This window comes from Paraburkholderia sp. MM5482-R2 (genome assembly GCF_050436125.1).
Taxonomy (GTDB): Bacteria; Pseudomonadota; Gammaproteobacteria; order Burkholderiales; family Burkholderiaceae; genus Paraburkholderia; species Paraburkholderia tuberum.
The window spans coordinates 2,618,286-2,636,054 of sequence record NZ_JBNDLP010000002.1; the positions used below are offsets into that span (position 1 = coordinate 2,618,286).

Genomic DNA, 17,769 nt, shown 5'->3' on the forward strand with positions numbered 1-17,769 from the left:
CTGGTAAGATGGCGGCCAAAGAAAGTTACCGCTACACCGCCATGCCACATCGTTTTCGTCTGCTGGAAAAGATCGCGTTTTCGCTGGTTTGCTGGTCGGCCGCCGCGAGCTCGGCCTATATCGCTTACGAGCGCTGCCCCGATATCAAGGTTGCCCTGCACGCCGGGGAAAAATTCCTCGACGCCAGCGGCCAGTACGCGTTCGCGTGCGCGGCGCCCGCCGCCGAGGCCTGCGCGCGACTGCCGGTCGAATGATTTTTCCGCCTTGAACCATATCTGATGCGCGATCCCTCCGGGTCGCGCATTCGCGCATCCGCGCCTCCAGGCTCAACGCCTACCGTTACGCATCGCGCCCGAACACCACGCGCGAGAAAAACCCCGCCAGCACCGTTTCGGCCATCTCCGCCGGGACATTCTGCGGATCGACCGTGTAGAAGAACTGCACGCCGTCGCACAGACCCATCAGGCCGATCGCGAGCTGCTCGGGCGGCATCGACATCGGCGTGCCCACGCGCTCCGAGAACTCGCGCACATAGGCGCTCAACTGTTCGATCTTTTCGTGCATGAACGCGTTGAAGCGCAGCCGGAAACGGCCGTCGCGCACCGCCAGCAGCTTCGCCTCGACCCACAACAGAAAACACTTGTTCTCACGATGCAGCGAGCTGTAGTAGCGCAGCACGCGCGCCTCCATCTCCTCGCGCGACGCCGCGCTTTCGAAGATCGCATGCAGGCCCGCCTGCATCGCTTCGTGATCGCGCCGCAATAGCTCCAGAAACAGCTCGGTCTTGCTGCGGAAGTTCGAATAGAACGCGCCGCGTGTATAGCCAGCCGCCGCCGCGATGTCCTCGACACTCGCCGCGACGAAGCCCTTCTTCATGAAAATTGCCTGCGCGGCATCGAGCAGCCGCTCCCGCGTCTGATCCTTGCTCTGCTCTCTTGTCAGTCTTTGACGTTTCATGGCCGCAAGCCTAGCACCCAAAAGAATTCAAATCCATCCATGCATTCAGATACATGAGTGTATTAGAATGCATTTCGTCATTCAAAGCCATCCCTGTATGCCATTAGCATGACGCGGCATGCGGGTCTTCGCTGGCGGGCCGCGCGGCTTGCCGTGTTCGTTCGCTGTCTCCAGTTGGGGTAATTGTGAAGCGTCCCGGTTCTCCCGCATCGTCAGCGATGCGCCAGCAGTCTCCCCCATCCTCTCACCGCGGTTTCTCCAGGCAGACCTGCGCGCTGGCGCTGGCAGGCGTGCTAGCGCTCGCGGCCTGCTCGAAGAAGGAAGCCGCGGCGCCCGCGCCGCACCCGGTGGTCGCGCTCGCCGTGCATGCGGACGGCCACGCGCTGCAGGCGGCGTCGCTGCCCGGCGAAGTGCAGGCGCGCTATTCGACGCCGCTGTCGTTCCGCGTCGCCGGCAAGATCATCGAGCGGCGGGTACGGCTCGGCGACACGGTGAAAAGCGGCGAAGTCGTCGCGCTGCTCGACCCGGCCGATGCGCAGAAAAACGCCGCGAGCACGCAGGCGCAGCTCGACGCCGCGCAGCACAACCTCGTCTATGCGCAGCAGCAGCTCGAACGCGACAGGGCGCAGGCCAAAGAGAACCTGATCGCGCCCGCGCAGCTCGAACAGACCACCAACGCCTACGCGTCCGCGCTCGCGCAGCGCGATCAGGCGCAGCAGCAGGCGGCACTCGCGAAGAACCAGCTGCAGTACACGACGCTCGTCGCCGGTCATGCGGGCGTCATCACGGCTGAACAGGCGGACACGGGCCAGAACGTGTCGGCGGGTCAGGCCGTCTACAACCTCGCGTGGAGCGGCGACGTCGACGTGCTGTGCGACGTGCCCGAAAGCGCGCTCGCCGCATTCGCGGTCGGCCAGAACGCGAGCGTCACGCTCGCCGCGCTGCCGGGCCGCAAGCTCGGCGCACGCGTGCGCGAGCTGTCGCCGGCCGCCGATCCGCAGAGCCGCACCTGGCGCGCGCGTCTGACCCTGCTCGATGCCGGCGCCGACGTGCGCCTCGGCATGACCGCCGACGTCACGCCGGCCGTGCCGCTCGCCGCGGCGGCCGCGCAGCACGGCGTGTTCACGCTGCCGGTCACCGCGCTGTTTCACGAGGGGCGCGAACCGGCCGTGTGGGTCGTGCGCGCCGCGGACAACACGCTCGAGCTGCGTCGCGTGACCGTCACGCGCTACTACGAGCGCACGTTCGTCGTCAGCGATGGCCTGAAAGATGGCGAAAGCGTCGTGCTGCAAGGCGTGCACACCGTGAGCGCCGGCCAGAAAGTCCGCGCGATCGCGCCGCTGCATCCCGAGGACTTCGCTTCATGAGCACGTCGCACGAAGAAGGACGCTTCAATCTGTCCGCGTGGGCGCTGCGTCATCAGGCGCTGGTCGTATTCCTGATCGCGCTCGCCACCGCGTTCGGCATCCTCGCCTACACGCGGCTCGCGCAGTCGGAAGACCCGCCCTTCACGTTCCGCGTGATGGTGATCCGCACGTACTGGCCGGGTGCCACCGCGCGCCAGGTGCAGGAGCAGCTGACCGATCGCATCGGCCGCAAGCTGCAGGAAACGCCGTACATCGATTTCGTGCGCAGCTACTCGCGTCCCGGCGAATCGCTGATCTTCTTCACGATGAAGGACTCGGCGCCGGTGAGCCAGGTGCCCGAGACGTGGTACCAGGTGCGCAAGAAAGTCGGCGACATCGCGTCGAGCTTGCCGCCGGGCATCCAGGGCCCGTTCTTCAACGACGAATTCGGCGACGTCTACACCAACATCTACACACTCGAAGGCGACGGCTTTTCCGCCGCGCAACTGCACGATTACGCGGACCAGCTACGCTCGGTGCTAGTGCGCGTGCCGGGCGTCGGCAAGGTCGACTATTTCGGCGATCCCGATCAGCACATCTACATCGAGATCGCGAACACGCAGTTGACGCGTCTCGGCATCTCGCCACAACAGCTTGGGCAGGCGATCAACGCGCAGAACACGATCGCTCCCGCGGGTACGCTGACCACCACGGACGACCGCGTGTTCGTGCGCCCGAGCGGCCAGTTCAACGACGTGCGCGCGCTCGCCGACACGCTGATCCGCATCAACAACCGCACGTTGCGTCTCGGCGACATCGCGACGATCAAGCGCGGCTACGACGACCCGGTCGTCACGCAGATGCGCTTCGGCGGCAAACCCGTGCTCGGTATCGGCGTGACGATGCAGCCGGGCGGCGACGTGATCCGCCTCGGCCGCGCGCTCGATCAGCAGATGACCCAACTGCGCGCCGCGCTGCCCGCCGGATTGAATCTCGTCGAAGTATCGAGCATGCCGCACGCGGTCGCGCGCTCGGTCGACGACTTCCTCGAAGCGGTCGCCGAAGCGGTCGGGATCGTGCTGGTCGTGAGCCTCGTGTCGCTCGGCGTGCGCACCGGCATGGTGGTCGTGATCTCGATTCCGGTGGTGCTCGCGGTCACCGCGCTGTGCATGTACCTGTTCGATATCGGCCTGCACAAGGTATCGCTCGGCACACTCGTGCTCGCGCTCGGCCTGCTCGTCGACGATGCGATCATCGCGGTCGAAATGATGTCGGTGAAGCTCGAGCAAGGCTGGAACCGCACGCGCGCCGCGGCCTTCGCGTACTCCAGCACCGCGTTTCCGATGCTGACCGGCACGCTCGTCACCGTGTCCGGCTTCCTGCCGATCGCGCTCGCGAAGTCGAGCACCGGCGAGTACACGCGCTCGATCTTCGAGGTGTCGGCGATCGCGCTGATCGCGTCGTGGCTCGCGGCGGTCGTGCTGATTCCGCTGCTCGGCTATCACATGCTGCCCGAGCGCAAGCGCCATGCGCACGAGCCTGACGATCACGAACATGACATCTACGACACGCGCTTCTACACGCGTTTGCGCGGCTGGATCGGCTGGTGCATCGAGCGGCGCTTCGTCGTGCTCGCGATCACCGTGCTGCTGTTCGTGCTCGCGATGGCCGGCTTCTCGCTCGTGCCGCAGCAGTTCTTCCCGAGCTCGGACCGGCCGGAGTTGCTGGTCGATGTGCGGCTGCCCGAAGGCGCGTCGTTCGATGCAACGCTGCGCCAGGCGCAGCGCCTCGAACAGGTTCTCAAAGGGCGGCCTGAAATCGATCACTCAGTCAGCTTCGTCGGCACCGGCGCGCCGCGCTTCTATCTGCCGCTCGATCAGCAATTGCAGCAGCCGAACTTCGCACAGTTCGTGATCACCGCGAAGTCGGTCAAGGATCGCGAGAAGCTCGCGCAGTGGCTCGAACCGGAGTTGCTCAACAACTTCCCGGCGATCCGCACGCGCCTGTCGCGCCTCGAGAACGGGCCGCCGGTCGGCTATCCGGTGCAGTTCCGCGTGAGCGGCGACGACATCGCGACCGTGCGCTCGATCGCCGAACGCGTCGCCGCGACGATGCGCGCCAATCGCGGCACGCGCAACGTGCAGTTCGACTGGGACGAACCCGCCGAGCGCTCGGTGCGCTTCGAGATCGACCAGAAGCGCGCGCGCGAGCTCGGCGTGACGTCCGAAGACATCGCCAGCTTCCTCGCGATGACGATGTCCGGCTACACGGTCACGCAGTATCGGGAGCGCGACAAGCTGATCAGCGTCGATCTGCGCGCGCCGCGCGCCGAACGCGTCGACCCGTCGCAGCTGACCGCGCTCGCGATGCCGACGCCCAACGGCCCGGTGCCGCTCGGCACGCTCGGACATCTGCGCAACGACCTCGAATACGGCGTGATCTGGGAACGCGACCGTCAGCCGACCATCACCGTGCAGTCGGATGTGTCGGCCGGCGCGCAAGGCATCGACGTCACGCACGCGGTGGACCGCGCGCTCGCGCCGATCCGCGCGACGCTGCCGGTCGGCTACCGGATCGAGATCGGTGGCTCCGTCGAGGAAAGCGCCAAGGGTCAAACCTCGATCAACGCGCAGATTCCGATCATGGTGATCGCGGTGCTCACGCTGCTGATGATCCAGCTGCAAAGCTTCGCGCGCGTGCTGATGGTCGTGCTGACCGCGCCGCTCGGCCTGATCGGCGTCGTGCTCACCTTGCTGCTGTTCGGCCAGCCGTTCGGTTTCGTCGCGATGCTCGGCGTGATCGCGATGTTCGGCATCATCATGCGCAACTCGGTGATTCTCGTCGATCAGATCGAGCAGGACATTGCGTCGGGACACAAGCGTTTCGATGCGATCGTCGGCGCGACCGTGCGGCGGTTCCGGCCGATCACGCTGACCGCCGCGGCCGCCGTGCTCGCGCTGATCCCGCTGCTGCGCTCGAACTTCTTCGGGCCGATGGCGACCGCGCTGATGGGCGGCATCACGAGCGCGACGATCCTCACGCTGTTCTATCTGCCCGCGTTGTACGCCGCGTCGTTCCGCGTACGCGCCGACGAGCGCGAGCCGCAGACGCCGTCCGGTGCCGGCGCCACGCACACGGGTAACTGAGCATGAGCACGAGCATGACTATTCCCGCCCTCTCCCCCCAACGCCGCGCGCGCTTCGACGCGCTGGCCCGTACCACGCTTGCCACCAGCATCGCCAGCATCACCTGCATGCTCGGCGCCTGTTCGTTCGGACCGAACGGCGACGCGCCCGCGATGCCGCGGCCCGCGCACTACGGTGCCGAGCCGCTACCGACGCAAACCGTGACTGCGCAGGGCGTCTCGCAGCAGTTCGTGACCGGCGCGCAGCCGGTGCCCGAATGGTGGAAGCTGTACCGCTCGGATGCGCTGAACGCGCTCGTCGACGAAGGCCTGCGCAATAGTCCGACGCTCGACGCGACCGACCGCAGCCTCGCCGCCGCGCGCGAGCAATTGCGCGCGCAGGTCGGCAGCTCGCTGCTGCCGACCATCGACGCCGGCGGCCAGGCCACCCGCAATCGCGCGCTCGCGATCCCCGAGATCGGACCGAACACGTTTCTGTACAACGTGTTCGTCGGCCAGTTGCAGGCGCACTACACGTTCGATCTGTTCGGCGCCGCGCGTCTCGCGAACGCGGCGCTCGCCGCGCGCGTGAACGTGCAGGTCTACCAGCTCGAGGCGGCGCGGCGCGCGCTCGCCGCGAACATCGTGACCGCGACGATCACGAGCGCCGCGCTGCACGCGCAGATCGATACGACCGAGCGGCTCGTGGTTCTCGCCAACGATCAGGCGCGCGATACCGAGCGGCGCTTCGCGCTCGGTGCGGTATCGCATGCCGATCTGCTGAACGCGCAGCAGAGCGCGGCGAGCGTGTCGGCGAGTCTGCCGGCGCTGAAGCAACAGTGGCTCACTACGCGTCACGCGCTCGCGGTGCTGCTTGGCCGCACACCCGATGCAGCGCCCGACGACATCGATCTCGCGCAGTTGCATGTGCCGGAGCAGGTGCCGGTGGTCGTGCCGTCGGAGCTGCTGCGCACGCGGCCTGACATCGAGGCCGCCGACGCCGCGCTGAAGGCCGCTGCGACCGATGTCGGCGTCGCCACCGCGCAGATGTTCCCGAGTCTGTCGCTGTCGGCATCGATGGGACAAGGCGGGTTTAGCTGGCCGGTCGCGATGTCCGGTGCGGGGGCCATCTGGAGCATCGGCGCGTCGCTGTCGCAACCGCTGTTTCACGGCGGCGCGCTGCTCGCGCAGCGCCGCGCGGCGCAGCACACGTATGAAGCGAGCGTGTCGCAGTACAAACAGACCGTGCTGGCTGCGTTTCAGAACGTCGCCGACACGCTCGCCTCACTCGAGCACGACGCGCAGTCGCTCGATGCCGCGAACGTCGCCGCGCGTTCGGCACAGGGCGTGTTCAACGAGACCTCGGCGCGCTATCGGCTCGGCGCGCTGCCCGTCGCCGCGACGCGTTCGAGCGAGCAGCAATGGCGCAACGCGCAGCTCGATGAGATCCGCTATATGAGCGCGCGGCTGACGGATACGGCGGCGTTGTTTCAGGCGATGGGGAATCCGCTGGTTGATCAGGCAGGCGCATCATCGGCTGCGGCGACTTCGGCTTCTGCGCCTGCATCGGTTGGGACGACGAACACGGCGACATCCAACTAAATCTCGGATTCCGTACGGAACGCGGCGCACTTATCCCCAGTTCGTGTTGATGAGCCTGTTGAAAACTGTCTGAACAACGGACTAACGCATTGAACCTAATACGATTTGTTTGTACGGTGCGAAACGAATCAGAAGCAAGCCACAGGACACGTGCTCTGCAGCGCCTCAACGGTGTTTATCGATCACTGAATCGTGCTATCAGATCGATGCATGCTTGAGGCGCGAAAGAACTTGCCCACTCTTGCGAGCTTTTGAACTCGGGCTCAAGACGAGCAAGCGCCTCAGATAGCCACTGCGACCGTTGCGCTTCGAAAGGCAAATGATCGGTCTCTGATCGAATGACGACGAAGACATCAAAGTCCGGATCGCGATCGGCAATCCCGTCTAACTGATTCTTAAGAGCGAGTAGCTGCGCCGCCCCTTCAAGAACGAATAGATTGCCGTCCAACATTGCCTGTGCCACTGCCACTAAACGGCGACGCTCAAAGGTTTCACTTTCGTTCATTTCAAACCGTTGTCTATTTCAAAGATCGATCGGACGCCCATCGTGAGTCTGTGGTGAATAGAACTGTATCAGAATCGCGAAAAAGGGCTCTCGATTGGAGATATCATCAATATCCGAGGTCATGACGATGATTTGCGTTGGATCTGCATCCCGTTATTTAACACTTGCTCATACTTTTTTCGTGCGTTTCCTTTCCGTCCAGTTTTGGGCTACCCGCGCACTGCTTTGAGTCACGGTTGCCGCGCACAGTGCGCTTAGGTCACGGTAGCTATCGCCGCAATTTTAGGATGATTCGCCATATAGACTATGCAAGATTTTCGATTTTCTCAATGCGAGTTAGATAATGGCAGATCAAAGTAGAACACGATACAGCTATACAGCTAAAGTTTCAGATGTAGTTAACATTCAGTTTCCCGTCGCCGCGAATATGGCTTGGGACGGATATGCAAGACACATCTATGACAAGACGAATTCCGTAATTCAGCAACAGGCCAAGCGACTCCTTCAGCGTGGGAATATCACTCACGAGGAAGCCAGACAATTGGTCGAAGTGCAACGCAACGGTTTGGTGATTGAAATGCGCAGGCGTCTAAGTCCATTCGGGCGCTTTTACTCTGAGGCGCTCAAACCATCCAAAAATTTGCCAACCCTGGACACCCTGCTTCGAAAAAAAGGCAATATAGAAGCGGTTCTGCTGAGCGTCGGCAAAACGCGGTCTGTCGTTAACCGTATCGCATTTGTAGGCCGGATGGCTGGGTCCGCCGGCATCGTGATTGAGATTGTTGCCGTCGGCGTAGTCATCGAGAAAGCGCCGCAGAAGGACAAAGCGCGAGTAGCGACTGAGGAATTTGCAGGAGCCATCGGTGGATTGGCAGCGGGCACGGGAGGCATGTGGGCAGGTGCGGCGGCTGGCGCGGCATGGGCTGGCACATGGGCCGCGCCATCGTTGATGATTCCGGTCGTAGGAGAGTTGGCGGAAGGCGGGGCAATTGTGCTGGGGGGTATTGCCGGTGGAATGATGGCGAGCTGGCTCGGCCACCATGTCGGCAAGGAGGCCGCAGAGAATATCTGGCGCCTCGCCCCAATCAAATGGAAATAGAGCTACGACATGATAATGAGCCGGATCAACTCCTGGCTGCTAGGACGCCTGCCGTCACGCAGATTCTCCTTCGCTCTATCCCTGAGCGATAAGGGTCTCGTCGTGACAAATCAGCAAGGCGAGCAACAGATTGCCTGGGAAGATATTTGCGAAATCGTCGCTACGCGGTCAGAACAATGGATTGGAAATTCGATCGTATTGCTCGTCCGGCTAGACGATGGCCGTACCATGACCGTGCCGGAAGGCGATTCAGCCTGGCATGATCTGACCATGAAGTTATCAGAGCATCTTGCCGGCGCGAAACGCTACGAGGAGTGGGCACTTCAGTCCGCTTTTTCCGACGATGTGCCTCGCGTCGAGGTGTTTCGCCGCTGACATGACGGTATGCGGCGAGAGCGGGCCGGTGCCCGTATCGCTTAAGAATCCGCGGCCCCCCGCGCACCCGCCATCCGAGACATCAAGGCTTGTTCGATTCGAACAGATCCATGATCTGCTTCTTCTCGGTCGTCGACACGCTCGGCGGCGGCACCACCGGCGGCGTCATGCCCGCCGGGCCGACCCCGCCCACCGCATCGGTCGCGCCGGCCATCGGATTGCCCGAATCGAGACCGATGCTCGCGACGAAGCCTTGCCCCGGCAACTTGTCGGTAAAGAACAGCTCGCCGTTCATCACCGTCACACCGTCGGGTTGCTGCGGCTCGGCCTGTGGCACACCGCGCAGCGCGCGCTGCATGTACTCGACCCAGATCGGCAGCGCGAGCTGCGCGCCGAATTCGCGGCTGCCGAGACTCTTCGGCTGGTCGTAGCCCATCCACGCAACCGCCACCAGCGACTGCTGATAGCCGGCGAACCAGCCGTCCTTCGCGTCGTTGGTCGTACCGGTCTTGCCCTGCAGGTCCGAGCGCTTCAACACGTTGGTGCCCGCGCCCGTACCCGCGGTCGCGACCGAGTGCAACAGGCTGTTCATGATGTATGCGTTACGCGGCTCGAGCGTGCGCGGCGCGTCGTGCCCAGCGACGAGCGGCTGCGCGCGCGAGATCGCCACGCCACGCGCGTCGGTCACTTCGTTGATCAGATACGGATTGATCCGGTAGCCGCCGTTCGCGAACACCGAGTACGCGCCCGCCGACTGCAGCGGCGTGACGAGGCCCGCGCCCAGCGCCATCGGCAGATACGGCGGGGTCTTGTCGGCGTCGAAGCCGAAGCGCTGCGTGACGAAGTCCTGCGCGTACCTGGTGCCGATGAACGACAGGATGCGGATCGACACGAGGTTCTTCGACTTCTGCAGCGCGAGGCGCATCGACATCGGACCATCAGGCTGGTCGTCGTCCTTCGGCTCCCACGCGTCGCCGCCCGGCGTGCTCGGCGGGAAGTACAGCGGCGCGTCGTTGATGATCGTCGCCGGTGCGAGCCCCTTGTCGAGCGCCGCCGAATAGATGAACGGCTTGAAGCTCGAACCCGGCTGCCGCCACGCTTGCGTTACATGGTTGAACTTGTTCTTGTTGAAGTCGAAACCGCCGATCAGCGCGCGGATCGCGCCGTCCTGCGGCGTCAGCGACACGAGCGCGCCCTCGACCTGCGGCAACTGCGTGATCTGCCAGTTGCCCTTGTCGTCGGCGACGAGGCGCACGATCGAACCCGGCTTGATGCGCAGCGTCGCGTTCGCGCGCGGGCTCAGCGCCGCGGCGACGAAGCGCAGGCCGTCGCCCGACACCGTCACCTGGGTGCCGTCGACCAGTTGCGCGGCCACCTGCTTCTGGCTCGCGTCCGTCACCACGCCGGCGATGATCTCGCCGTTGTCCGGGTGATCGGTCAGCGCGTCGTCGATCGTCTGGTCGCGGTCATCGCCCGCCTCGGGCAACTGCACGAAGCCTTCCGGTCCGCGATAGCCGTGGCGCCGCTCGTAGTCCATCACGCCCTTGCGCACCGCGCGATACGCGGCGTCCTGATCGGCGGAATCGATCGTGGTGGTCACGTTCAGGCCGCGCGTATAGGTTTCGTCCTTGTACTGCGCGTACATCATCTGCCGCACCATTTCGGCGACGTACTCGGCGTGCACGCTGTACTCGTTGCCCGGATTCTTCGTGTGAATCTCTTCCTTCACGGCCTGGTCGTACTGCTGCTGCGTGATGTAGTTCAGCTCGAGCATGCGTCGCAGGATGTACTCCTGACGGATCTTCGCGCGCTTCGGATTGACGACCGGGTTATACGCGGACGGCGCCTTCGGCAGGCCCGCGAGCATCGCGGCCTGGGCCAGCGTGAGGTCCTTCAGGTCCTTGCCGAAGTACACGCGCGCGGCCGCGGCGAAGCCGTACGCGCGCTCGCCCAGATAGATCTGGTTCATGTACAGCTCGAGAATCTGGTCTTTCGTCAGCGCGCGCTCGATCTTGTACGCGAGCAGCATCTCGTAGATCTTGCGCGTGTACGTCTTCTCGCTGGAGAGGAAGAAGTTGCGCGCGACCTGCATCGTGATCGTGCTCGCGCCCTGCGACGCGCCGCCATGCGCAAGGTCGGCGAAACCGGCGCGCAGGATGCCGACGAAGTCGACGCCGCCGTGTTCGTAAAAGCGGTAGTCCTCGATCGCGAGCACCGCTTTTTTCATCTGGTCGGGGATGTCCTGGAAGCGCACGAGGCTGCGCCGCTCCTCGCCGAATTCGCCGATCAGCACGTGATCGGCGGTGTAGACGCGCAGCGGCACTTTCGGGCGATAGTCGGTCAGCGCGTCGAGCGACGGCAATTGCGGCCCCATCACGACGAGCGCATAGCCGACGATCAGCGCCCCGACCACGACGACGGTCGCGATCAGGCCGAAGAACCACAGCACGAGCGACGCGCCGATCGAACGACGGCCGCGCCCGGGCTCACGCGAAGCGGCATTGCGTCCAGGGGTGCGTTGGTGGGAGTCCCGGTCTTCACCGGCCGGAGAGTTCGAGGAATGCGGTCGTTTGATGATTGGCATGACTGGAATAATGGGCCCGCAACTGCGCGCCTGTCTGCACGCGCTCGTGGCGCGCGCATGGGTCGTGTTCGACATCCTGGCAGGGACGTACGCCGCCCTGCGGACCTTGCCCCCGGCTGGCCGCACGGCACGCCACGGACCATGTCCGGCGCAACGTAACAGCGCATTTTAAAGAAATCGGCAGCGGTCCAAGGCAGTTTTTTTGTAAGAATTCCCTTTGCCGGCCGCCTTTTCCTGGTAAGGGTCTGTAATTTCGCGCAGCGCGCATTGCAGCGTGCGCGCGACGCGCAGCTTATGCGGGGTTATCAACATTTTCTGTTGAAAGGGCTGTGGACAAACCGGCCGCAAACACTACAACTCGTTGATGCCACGGGATTTTCGCACCGCGCTTGTTCCGTGGCGGCGCAACTCGTCATATGATGAACCCCGCGCGCGTCCCTCGATGCGCGCGATGGGGACCCCAACGGCGGGATCCAACGGCAGTTCCGATGACGGGTTCCGACACCGTATCCGAAGGCACGCGCCGATCCGCCCATGCTAACAAGACTGCGAGTCGATCATGTCCAAGCCCAGTGAGCGCATCGTCGTATTCGTCACGACCGCGCAGAAACGTGCGATCACCGCGACTGCCGAGGATCTGGGCATCAGCGTGAGTGAACTGATGCGGCGCGCGGTGCTGAGCTTCGGCGCGACCAGCGAACAGGTCAAGGCCGCGAGCATCGTCGACCGGCTGCGCGCGCCGCGCGCGCCCGATCCGCTGAACGCGGCGCTGCAGCGCGTCGCGCGCGGTACGCGCTATGCGCGCGCCGCGCTGCCGGTAGCGCTGCAAGCGGATGAGAAAGACGCGGCGGCTCCGGCGGCTGCCGGCGCGGCCGATGCCGTGGCTTCGCCCTCGATGCAGCAAGCCGGTCGCCCCGCTCCCGTGACCGACGCTGTGGATGCCCCCGCCCCGCTGCTTCCCGCGGGCGTCGCCGCCGCGCTCGCCGCCGGGCAGGACGAACAGGCCGCGGCCACCGCCGAAGCCGTCGCGCGTCTGACGGCAGCACGAGCCGCCGAAAACGCGGAAAACGCCGAAGCGGACGCAATCGACAACGCCGCGTCGAAACGGCTGCCCGGCACGTCGGCGCGTCTGCGCAACTCACTCAAGCGCCGTCCCAACGACCAGGACTCCGACGACGACGAACCGCACAGCGACCCGAGCGCCGAAGGCGGCCGTTTCGCGTGACGCAAAGCGTGACGGTAAATTACTGCGCACCGAGCCGCAATCACTGCATCCGAGCGATGCAGGCGAGCGTACGCAACGGGTCCCCGTTGCATATCGTTACATCAGTGACACCTGCGTGAAACGCCGCTCGGTAACGCCCGCCCACACCGCAAACAGCGGCTTTTCGCGCATCGTTCGAGCCTTCGGGTAGCCGCATCGATTAAGCCATCTTTAAGACAGCCGGTGGTGTAATATCCGCCGTCAAGTCCATGCCCATCGCGGCTTTCCATCATCGAGGCAATCCTCAACCGGCATTGCGCCTCAACAAAAACGGACCGCGCTATTGCAATTGGCAAGTGCGCCCCGAACTCCGGTCCGAACGTTGCGCAGCATGGCGCACGGCGGCGTAAAGTAGCAGTAGTTCAAGGCAGTCAGGCGCGCACGCATCGTCGGCGCCGCTCACATTCTCTGGAGGTTTTCATGTCGCTTTTTGACAGCATTTCGCGCACGCTCAAAGGTCTTTTGAACGATGCGGCCGATTCGGTGCAGGATCCGTCGCGCGACTCGCGCCAGATCGTGCGCGAACTCGACGACAGCATCGGCAAGGCCGAAAACTCGCTGATCGAGATTCAGGCGCAGGTCGCCACCCAGCAAAGCAAGCGCGATGTTGCCGCGGACAAGGCGAAGAAGTATGAAGACGGTGCTCGCCGTGCGCTGCAGTCCGGCGACGAAGCGCTCGCGCGTGAAGCGCTCGGTGCGCAGGCCACGGCCGAAGCCGAACGCGATGCGCTGACCAAAGAACTGACTTCGCTGGAGCCGTCGGTCGCACAACTGAAGAGCCAGATCGAGGACATGCGCACGCGCCGCAACGACCTGAACGCGCGCTCGAACATCCTGCAAGCCAAGCAGCAGATCGCGCAGGCGAAAGATACCGCGGCCACCGCACTCGGCGGCATCGGCGGCAAGAACCTGTCCGAGGATTTCCAGAAGCTCGAAGATAAAGTCGCGCTGTCGAACGCGCGTTCCGACGCACGTCTGAACTCCGCCGACGAGAAAAGCGGCAAGGCGCTCGACGACAAGCTCGCGGATCTGAACCGCGGGCCGTCCGTCGACGATCGGCTCGAAGCGCTGAAGAAGCAGCTCAATACGCCGGCGCAGTAAATGCTGGATGCCTGTACTTCCTCGCAGCAAGTACACCCAGCAATGACAGCAGTAGCAGTACATGCCGGTGCGCTCGCTTCTGAACGCACCGGCATACCGGCCGCCACAGGCAGCCACCGCAATCGACTGATGGAGACGGGCGCGCCCCGCCCGGTCCGCAAATGAAAAAACTTTTCGCAACCGCCTTCGCTTCGCTGCTGCTCGTGTCGGCCGCGGCGTTCGCGGTGCCGACCGCTCAGCAAATCGAATCGGCGATGTCGCAGGGCAACTGGCAGCAGGCCGACGCCGGCCTCACCGAAGTGTTGCAAGCGCATCCGAACAACGCACACGCGCACTATCTGTACGCCCAGGTGCTCGATCGCGAAGGCCGTTCCGCCGACGCGCTCGCGCAGCTCCAACAGGCAAAGACGCTCGATCCGCAGATCCGCTTCACCGACCCGAGCCGCTTCGCGCAAACCGAAGCGCGCCTGCGCCGCGACGCGGAACGCGCGGGCGGCAACGTCACCCGTCACGCCGCGAATCCGTTCGCGCAGCAGAATGCGCCTGCTGTGCAGCAACAGTCGGCGATGATGTCGCAAGCGCAACAACGGCATGGTCCGGGGGTGGGTATGTGGATCGGTATCATTGTTCTGATCGCGGTGATCGCGCTCGTGCTGCGCTGGACCTTGCGCCGCGCGCGCAGCCAGGAAGACACGCGCGCCGACGAGGACCGCCGCGCGCAATTGAAGCGCGCCACCGACATGCTCAACACGGTGCGGTCGATCAAGCTCGACGTGAAGCTATCCGCCGCGCCGGGTCACGAGTTGCTCGAGAAAGACGTCGAAGCGACCGAAGAACAGTTGCGCGGCGCCGTCGAAACGCTGTCGAACGGCAAGAATCCGCTGCCGCCCTATGCACTCGACGAGTTCGAGCAGCGCATCGCGAGCCTGCGCGCGCGCGCCGACGGCCGGCCCGATCCGACCGCCGCGTCCGTGGGCAGCGCTCAGCAATCGACGTACGCGCAGGAAGCCGAGCGCTTCGGCAACCCGCAAGCGCCTTATCCGCAACAGGGTCCCTATCAGCAGCAGCCGCAGGTCATCGTGCAGCAAGGCGGTGGCATGGGTGGCGGCATGGGCGGCCTGCTGACCGGCGTGCTGCTTGGCGAGGCGCTCAGTCACGGGCGTGACCGAGTAGTCGAGCGCGACGTGGTCGTCGACCCCGACGAACTGCGCCGGCGCGGCAACGACGGCGGAAACGGCGGCGGCCTCGACTTCGGTCAGGGTTCGAACGACTGGAACGATGACGGCAGCGGCGGCGGCATCGACATGGGCAGCAACGACGATTCCGGCGGTTGGACCGATACCTGATCGAACCCGATCGATCCGCGTCGAATGAAAAGACAGGCTCCTTCGCGGAGCCTGTTTTTTGCCTGCCGGTTTTGTGTACCGCCTTCGTTCAGGTCAGGCCCGCGCCGACTCCGCCTGGCTACCCTCGTGCTGCGCGAGCACGACCGCCCCCGCAAACAGCCGCACGATGAAACGTTCCGCGTAATCGATCAATGCGTCGCGGCGCGCGGCGTTCGCATCGATGTATTCAGCGGATAGATGAAACAGTTGCAGCACGATCTGCGTGCAGACTTCGTCGACGGTCTCGCGCGCGAGTCGCGGCATCAATTCGAGCTGCACGACGTCGTCCGCCATCTCGGCCGACACCTCGTGCAGGTTCGCGCGCACCGCTTCGCGCAAAGCCGGCGACGTGCCGTGGTATTCGGCCAGCGCGCTCAGGAAAGCCTCGCGGTTCGCGAGCGCGAACGCGAAAAACGCGACGCACGCGCGCCGCGGCACGCTGTGCGGTTCGTTGTGCGCGGCGAGCCAGCGCTCGCGCCGCAGCATCGGCCGAAGCCGTCGGCTCACCGAGGCGACGGCTTCGCGCGCAAGCTCGTCGAGCGCGCTGAAATGGCGGTAGAACGTGTTCGGATTGAGCCCCGCCTCGCGTGCGAGCTCGCGCAAGCCGAGGCTCGCGAAACTGCGGCCGCCGGCGGTCAACCGCAGCGCGGCTTCGATCAGCTTGCGCTTGCCGGGCGGCAACTGCGGGCCGGCGACGGACGCTGCTTCGGGGACGGTCGTCATCGTGCGTTCAATCGTCGCGCGGTATGCGCGTTTAATAGCTGCACTCTAAACGATCTTGACGCGATGTGTACAGTTGTCTACCCTGCGCGTTAAGCCGTGTGTAGACAGCTGTAGACGCGCGATTTCGCCCCTGCCCGTCGCGCCGCGCGAGTCCAGCGCGCCGTAGCCGCTATCGTTTCACCCGCCGCTTTCGCCCCGTGCCGGAGACCGCCGTGACGCCTGCCCCTTCCGCTTCATCCACCGCGCTGCGCATTGCGATCGTCGGCAGTGGCTTTGCCGGCATCGGCATGGCCATCCGTCTGCAGCAAATGGGCATCACGTCGTTTACGGTCTATGAGGCCGCGAGCGGCATCGGCGGCACGTGGCGTGACAATACCTACCCCGGCGCGGCCTGCGATGTCCCCTCGCATCTCTATTCGTTCTCGTTCGAGGCGAATCCGGCGTGGTCGCGCTCGTTCAGCAGCCAGGCCGAAATTCTCGCGTATCTGCAGCACTGCGCGCGCAAGTACGGCGTCGATCGCTACGTGCGTTGCAATGCGAAAGTGAGCGCCGCGCGCTTCGACGAAGCGCGGCAGATCTGGCTCGTCGAGCTCGACACGAACGGCGCGCGCGAAATCGTCGAGGCCGACGTGCTGATCGCCGCGAACGGTCCGCTGTCGCGTCCCGCGCTGCCGCGCATCGCCGGCATCGAACGTTTCGAGGGCAAGCTGTTCCATTCGGCGCGCTGGGATCATGCCTATCCGCTCGACGGCAAACGCGTCGCGGTCATCGGCACCGGCGCGAGCGCGATCCAGTTCGTGCCGAAAATCCAGCCGCGTGTCGCGCATCTGGCTCTGTTCCAGCGCACCGCGCCGTGGGTGATGCCGAAGCGCGACAAGCCGATCGGCCTGCGCGCGCAATGGCTGTTCCGTACGCTGCCGTTCACGCAGCGCTTCGTTCGCAGCGCGATCTATTGGCAGCTCGAGTCGCGTGGGATCGCGTTCGTCGTCAATCCGAAGCTGATGAAGATGCCGATGAAGTTCGGTCTCAGCTATCTGCAGCGACGCGTCAAGGACCCGGCGCTGCGCGCGAAGCTCACGCCGAACTACCGGCTCGGCTGCAAGCGCGTGCTGCTGTCGAGCGACTATTACCCGGCCGTCTGTCAGCCGAACGTCGACGTCGTGACGAGCGGTATCCGCGAGATCGTCGCGGATGGCATCGTGACCGACGACGGCGTGCACCACCACGCGGACGCGATCATCTGCGGCACCGGCTTCCAGGTCAACGACGTGCCCGCGCCGTTCGAAGTGACCGGCCTCGACGGCACCGACCTCAGCACGCTATGGCTGCGCGATGGCCCCGAGGCCTATCTCGGCACGAGCATCGCGAACTTCCCGAACTTCTTCATGATCGTCGGCCCGAACACGGGGCTCGGCCATAACTCGATGATCTACATGATCGAGTCGCAACTGCGGTATATCGGCGATTGCCTGCGCGTGCTGCGCAAACAGAATGCGCGCACGATGACCTTGCGCGCCGACGTGCAGCGCGATTTCAACACGCGTTTGCAACAGGAGATGCGGCACGCGGTGTGGACGAGCGGCTGCCACAGCTGGTATCAAACGCAGAGCGGCAAAGTCACCGCGATCTGGCCCGGCTTCACGTTCAGCTTTCGCAAGCGTACGCGCCGCGTGCGGCCGCAGGATTACCGCTTCGCGCGTTGAG

At 64.6% G+C, this 17,769-nt stretch carries 14 protein-coding genes; 10 read left to right on the plus strand and 4 right to left on the minus strand.

The genetic code is table 11. The features are described 5' to 3' along the window. Window positions 1-41: 41 nt before the first annotated feature. On the plus strand, window positions 42-254 hold the full coding sequence (locus tag OKW37_RS14920) for a hypothetical protein (RefSeq protein WP_184056745.1): 213 nt from the start codon (window positions 42-44) through the stop codon (window positions 252-254). A gap of 85 nt (window positions 255-339) precedes the next feature. On the opposite strand, the gene OKW37_RS14925 is transcribed toward OKW37_RS14920, so the two are convergent. Continuing rightward, window positions 340-957: a TetR/AcrR family transcriptional regulator gene (locus OKW37_RS14925; protein ID WP_090805323.1), complete on the minus strand. Its 618-nt coding sequence runs from the start codon at window positions 955-957 to the stop codon at window positions 340-342. 218 nt (window positions 958-1,175) lie between these two features. On the opposite strand from OKW37_RS14925, the gene OKW37_RS14930 reads away from it, so the two are divergent. The 3 genes from OKW37_RS14930 to OKW37_RS14940 are packed head-to-tail and all read left to right on the plus strand — an operon-like array spanning window position 1,176 to window position 7,029. Then, window positions 1,176-2,324 carry an efflux RND transporter periplasmic adaptor subunit gene (locus OKW37_RS14930; protein ID WP_184056748.1) on the plus strand — a complete coding sequence of 383 codons (1,149 nt, stop codon included), beginning with the start codon at window positions 1,176-1,178 and terminating at the stop codon, window positions 2,322-2,324. Beyond that, entirely contained in the window at window positions 2,321-5,449 is a 3,129-nt protein-coding gene (locus OKW37_RS14935; protein WP_429405628.1) for an efflux RND transporter permease subunit, read from the plus strand. Before OKW37_RS14930 ends, OKW37_RS14935 begins: the two co-directional genes overlap by 4 nt. A 14-nt stretch (window positions 5,450-5,463) precedes the next feature. Then, window positions 5,464-7,029, plus strand: a complete 1,566-nt coding sequence (locus tag OKW37_RS14940) for an efflux transporter outer membrane subunit (protein WP_429405626.1) — start codon at window positions 5,464-5,466, stop codon at window positions 7,027-7,029. 175 nt (window positions 7,030-7,204) lie between these two features. On the opposite strand, the gene OKW37_RS14945 is transcribed toward OKW37_RS14940, so the two are convergent. Beyond that, window positions 7,205-7,534 carry a DUF2489 domain-containing protein gene (locus tag OKW37_RS14945; protein ID WP_429405624.1) on the minus strand — a complete coding sequence of 110 codons (330 nt, stop codon included), beginning with the start codon at window positions 7,532-7,534 and terminating at the stop codon, window positions 7,205-7,207. Window positions 7,535-7,877: 343 nt separating this feature from the next. Here OKW37_RS14945 and OKW37_RS14950 point away from each other — a divergent pair, with 343 nt between their 5' ends. Continuing rightward, window positions 7,878-8,633, plus strand: a complete 756-nt coding sequence (locus tag OKW37_RS14950) for a hypothetical protein (RefSeq protein ID WP_090805330.1) — start codon at window positions 7,878-7,880, stop codon at window positions 8,631-8,633. A gap of 15 nt (window positions 8,634-8,648) precedes the next feature. Further along, window positions 8,649-9,008 (plus strand): hypothetical protein, encoded by a 360-nt coding sequence (locus OKW37_RS14955; RefSeq protein WP_143037174.1) that lies wholly within the window; start codon window positions 8,649-8,651, stop codon window positions 9,006-9,008. An 82-nt stretch (window positions 9,009-9,090) separates the two neighbouring features. Here OKW37_RS14955 and OKW37_RS14960 read toward each other — a convergent pair whose 3' ends face one another. Beyond that, window positions 9,091-11,592 (minus strand): penicillin-binding protein 1A, encoded by a 2,502-nt coding sequence (locus tag OKW37_RS14960; protein ID WP_429405622.1) that lies wholly within the window; start codon window positions 11,590-11,592, stop codon window positions 9,091-9,093. Window positions 11,593-12,151: 559 nt separating this feature from the next. Here OKW37_RS14960 and OKW37_RS14965 point away from each other — a divergent pair. From OKW37_RS14965 to OKW37_RS14975, 3 genes are all read left to right on the plus strand, one after another. Beyond that, the gene (locus OKW37_RS14965) at window positions 12,152-12,817 is read left to right on the plus strand and encodes a hypothetical protein (RefSeq protein ID WP_184056770.1); all 666 of its coding nucleotides are present in this window, start codon (window positions 12,152-12,154) and stop codon (window positions 12,815-12,817) included. A 459-nt stretch (window positions 12,818-13,276) separates the two neighbouring features. Further along, window positions 13,277-13,957 (plus strand): PspA/IM30 family protein, encoded by a 681-nt coding sequence (locus tag OKW37_RS14970; protein ID WP_018417715.1) that lies wholly within the window; start codon window positions 13,277-13,279, stop codon window positions 13,955-13,957. A gap of 161 nt (window positions 13,958-14,118) precedes the next feature. After that, a complete protein-coding gene (locus tag OKW37_RS14975) occupies window positions 14,119-15,303 on the plus strand; it encodes a tetratricopeptide repeat protein (protein WP_429405619.1) in 1,185 nt (394 codons plus the stop codon). A 93-nt stretch (window positions 15,304-15,396) separates the two neighbouring features. Here OKW37_RS14975 and OKW37_RS14980 read toward each other — a convergent pair whose 3' ends face one another. Further along, on the minus strand, window positions 15,397-16,065 hold the full coding sequence (locus OKW37_RS14980; protein WP_429405617.1) for a TetR family transcriptional regulator: 669 nt from the start codon (window positions 16,063-16,065) through the stop codon (window positions 15,397-15,399). Window positions 16,066-16,277: 212 nt separating this feature from the next. On the opposite strand from OKW37_RS14980, the gene OKW37_RS14985 reads away from it, so the two are divergent. Further along, window positions 16,278-17,768: a flavin-containing monooxygenase gene (locus tag OKW37_RS14985; protein ID WP_184056779.1), complete on the plus strand. Its 1,491-nt coding sequence runs from the start codon at window positions 16,278-16,280 to the stop codon at window positions 17,766-17,768. Window position 17,769: the final 1 nt, after the last annotated feature.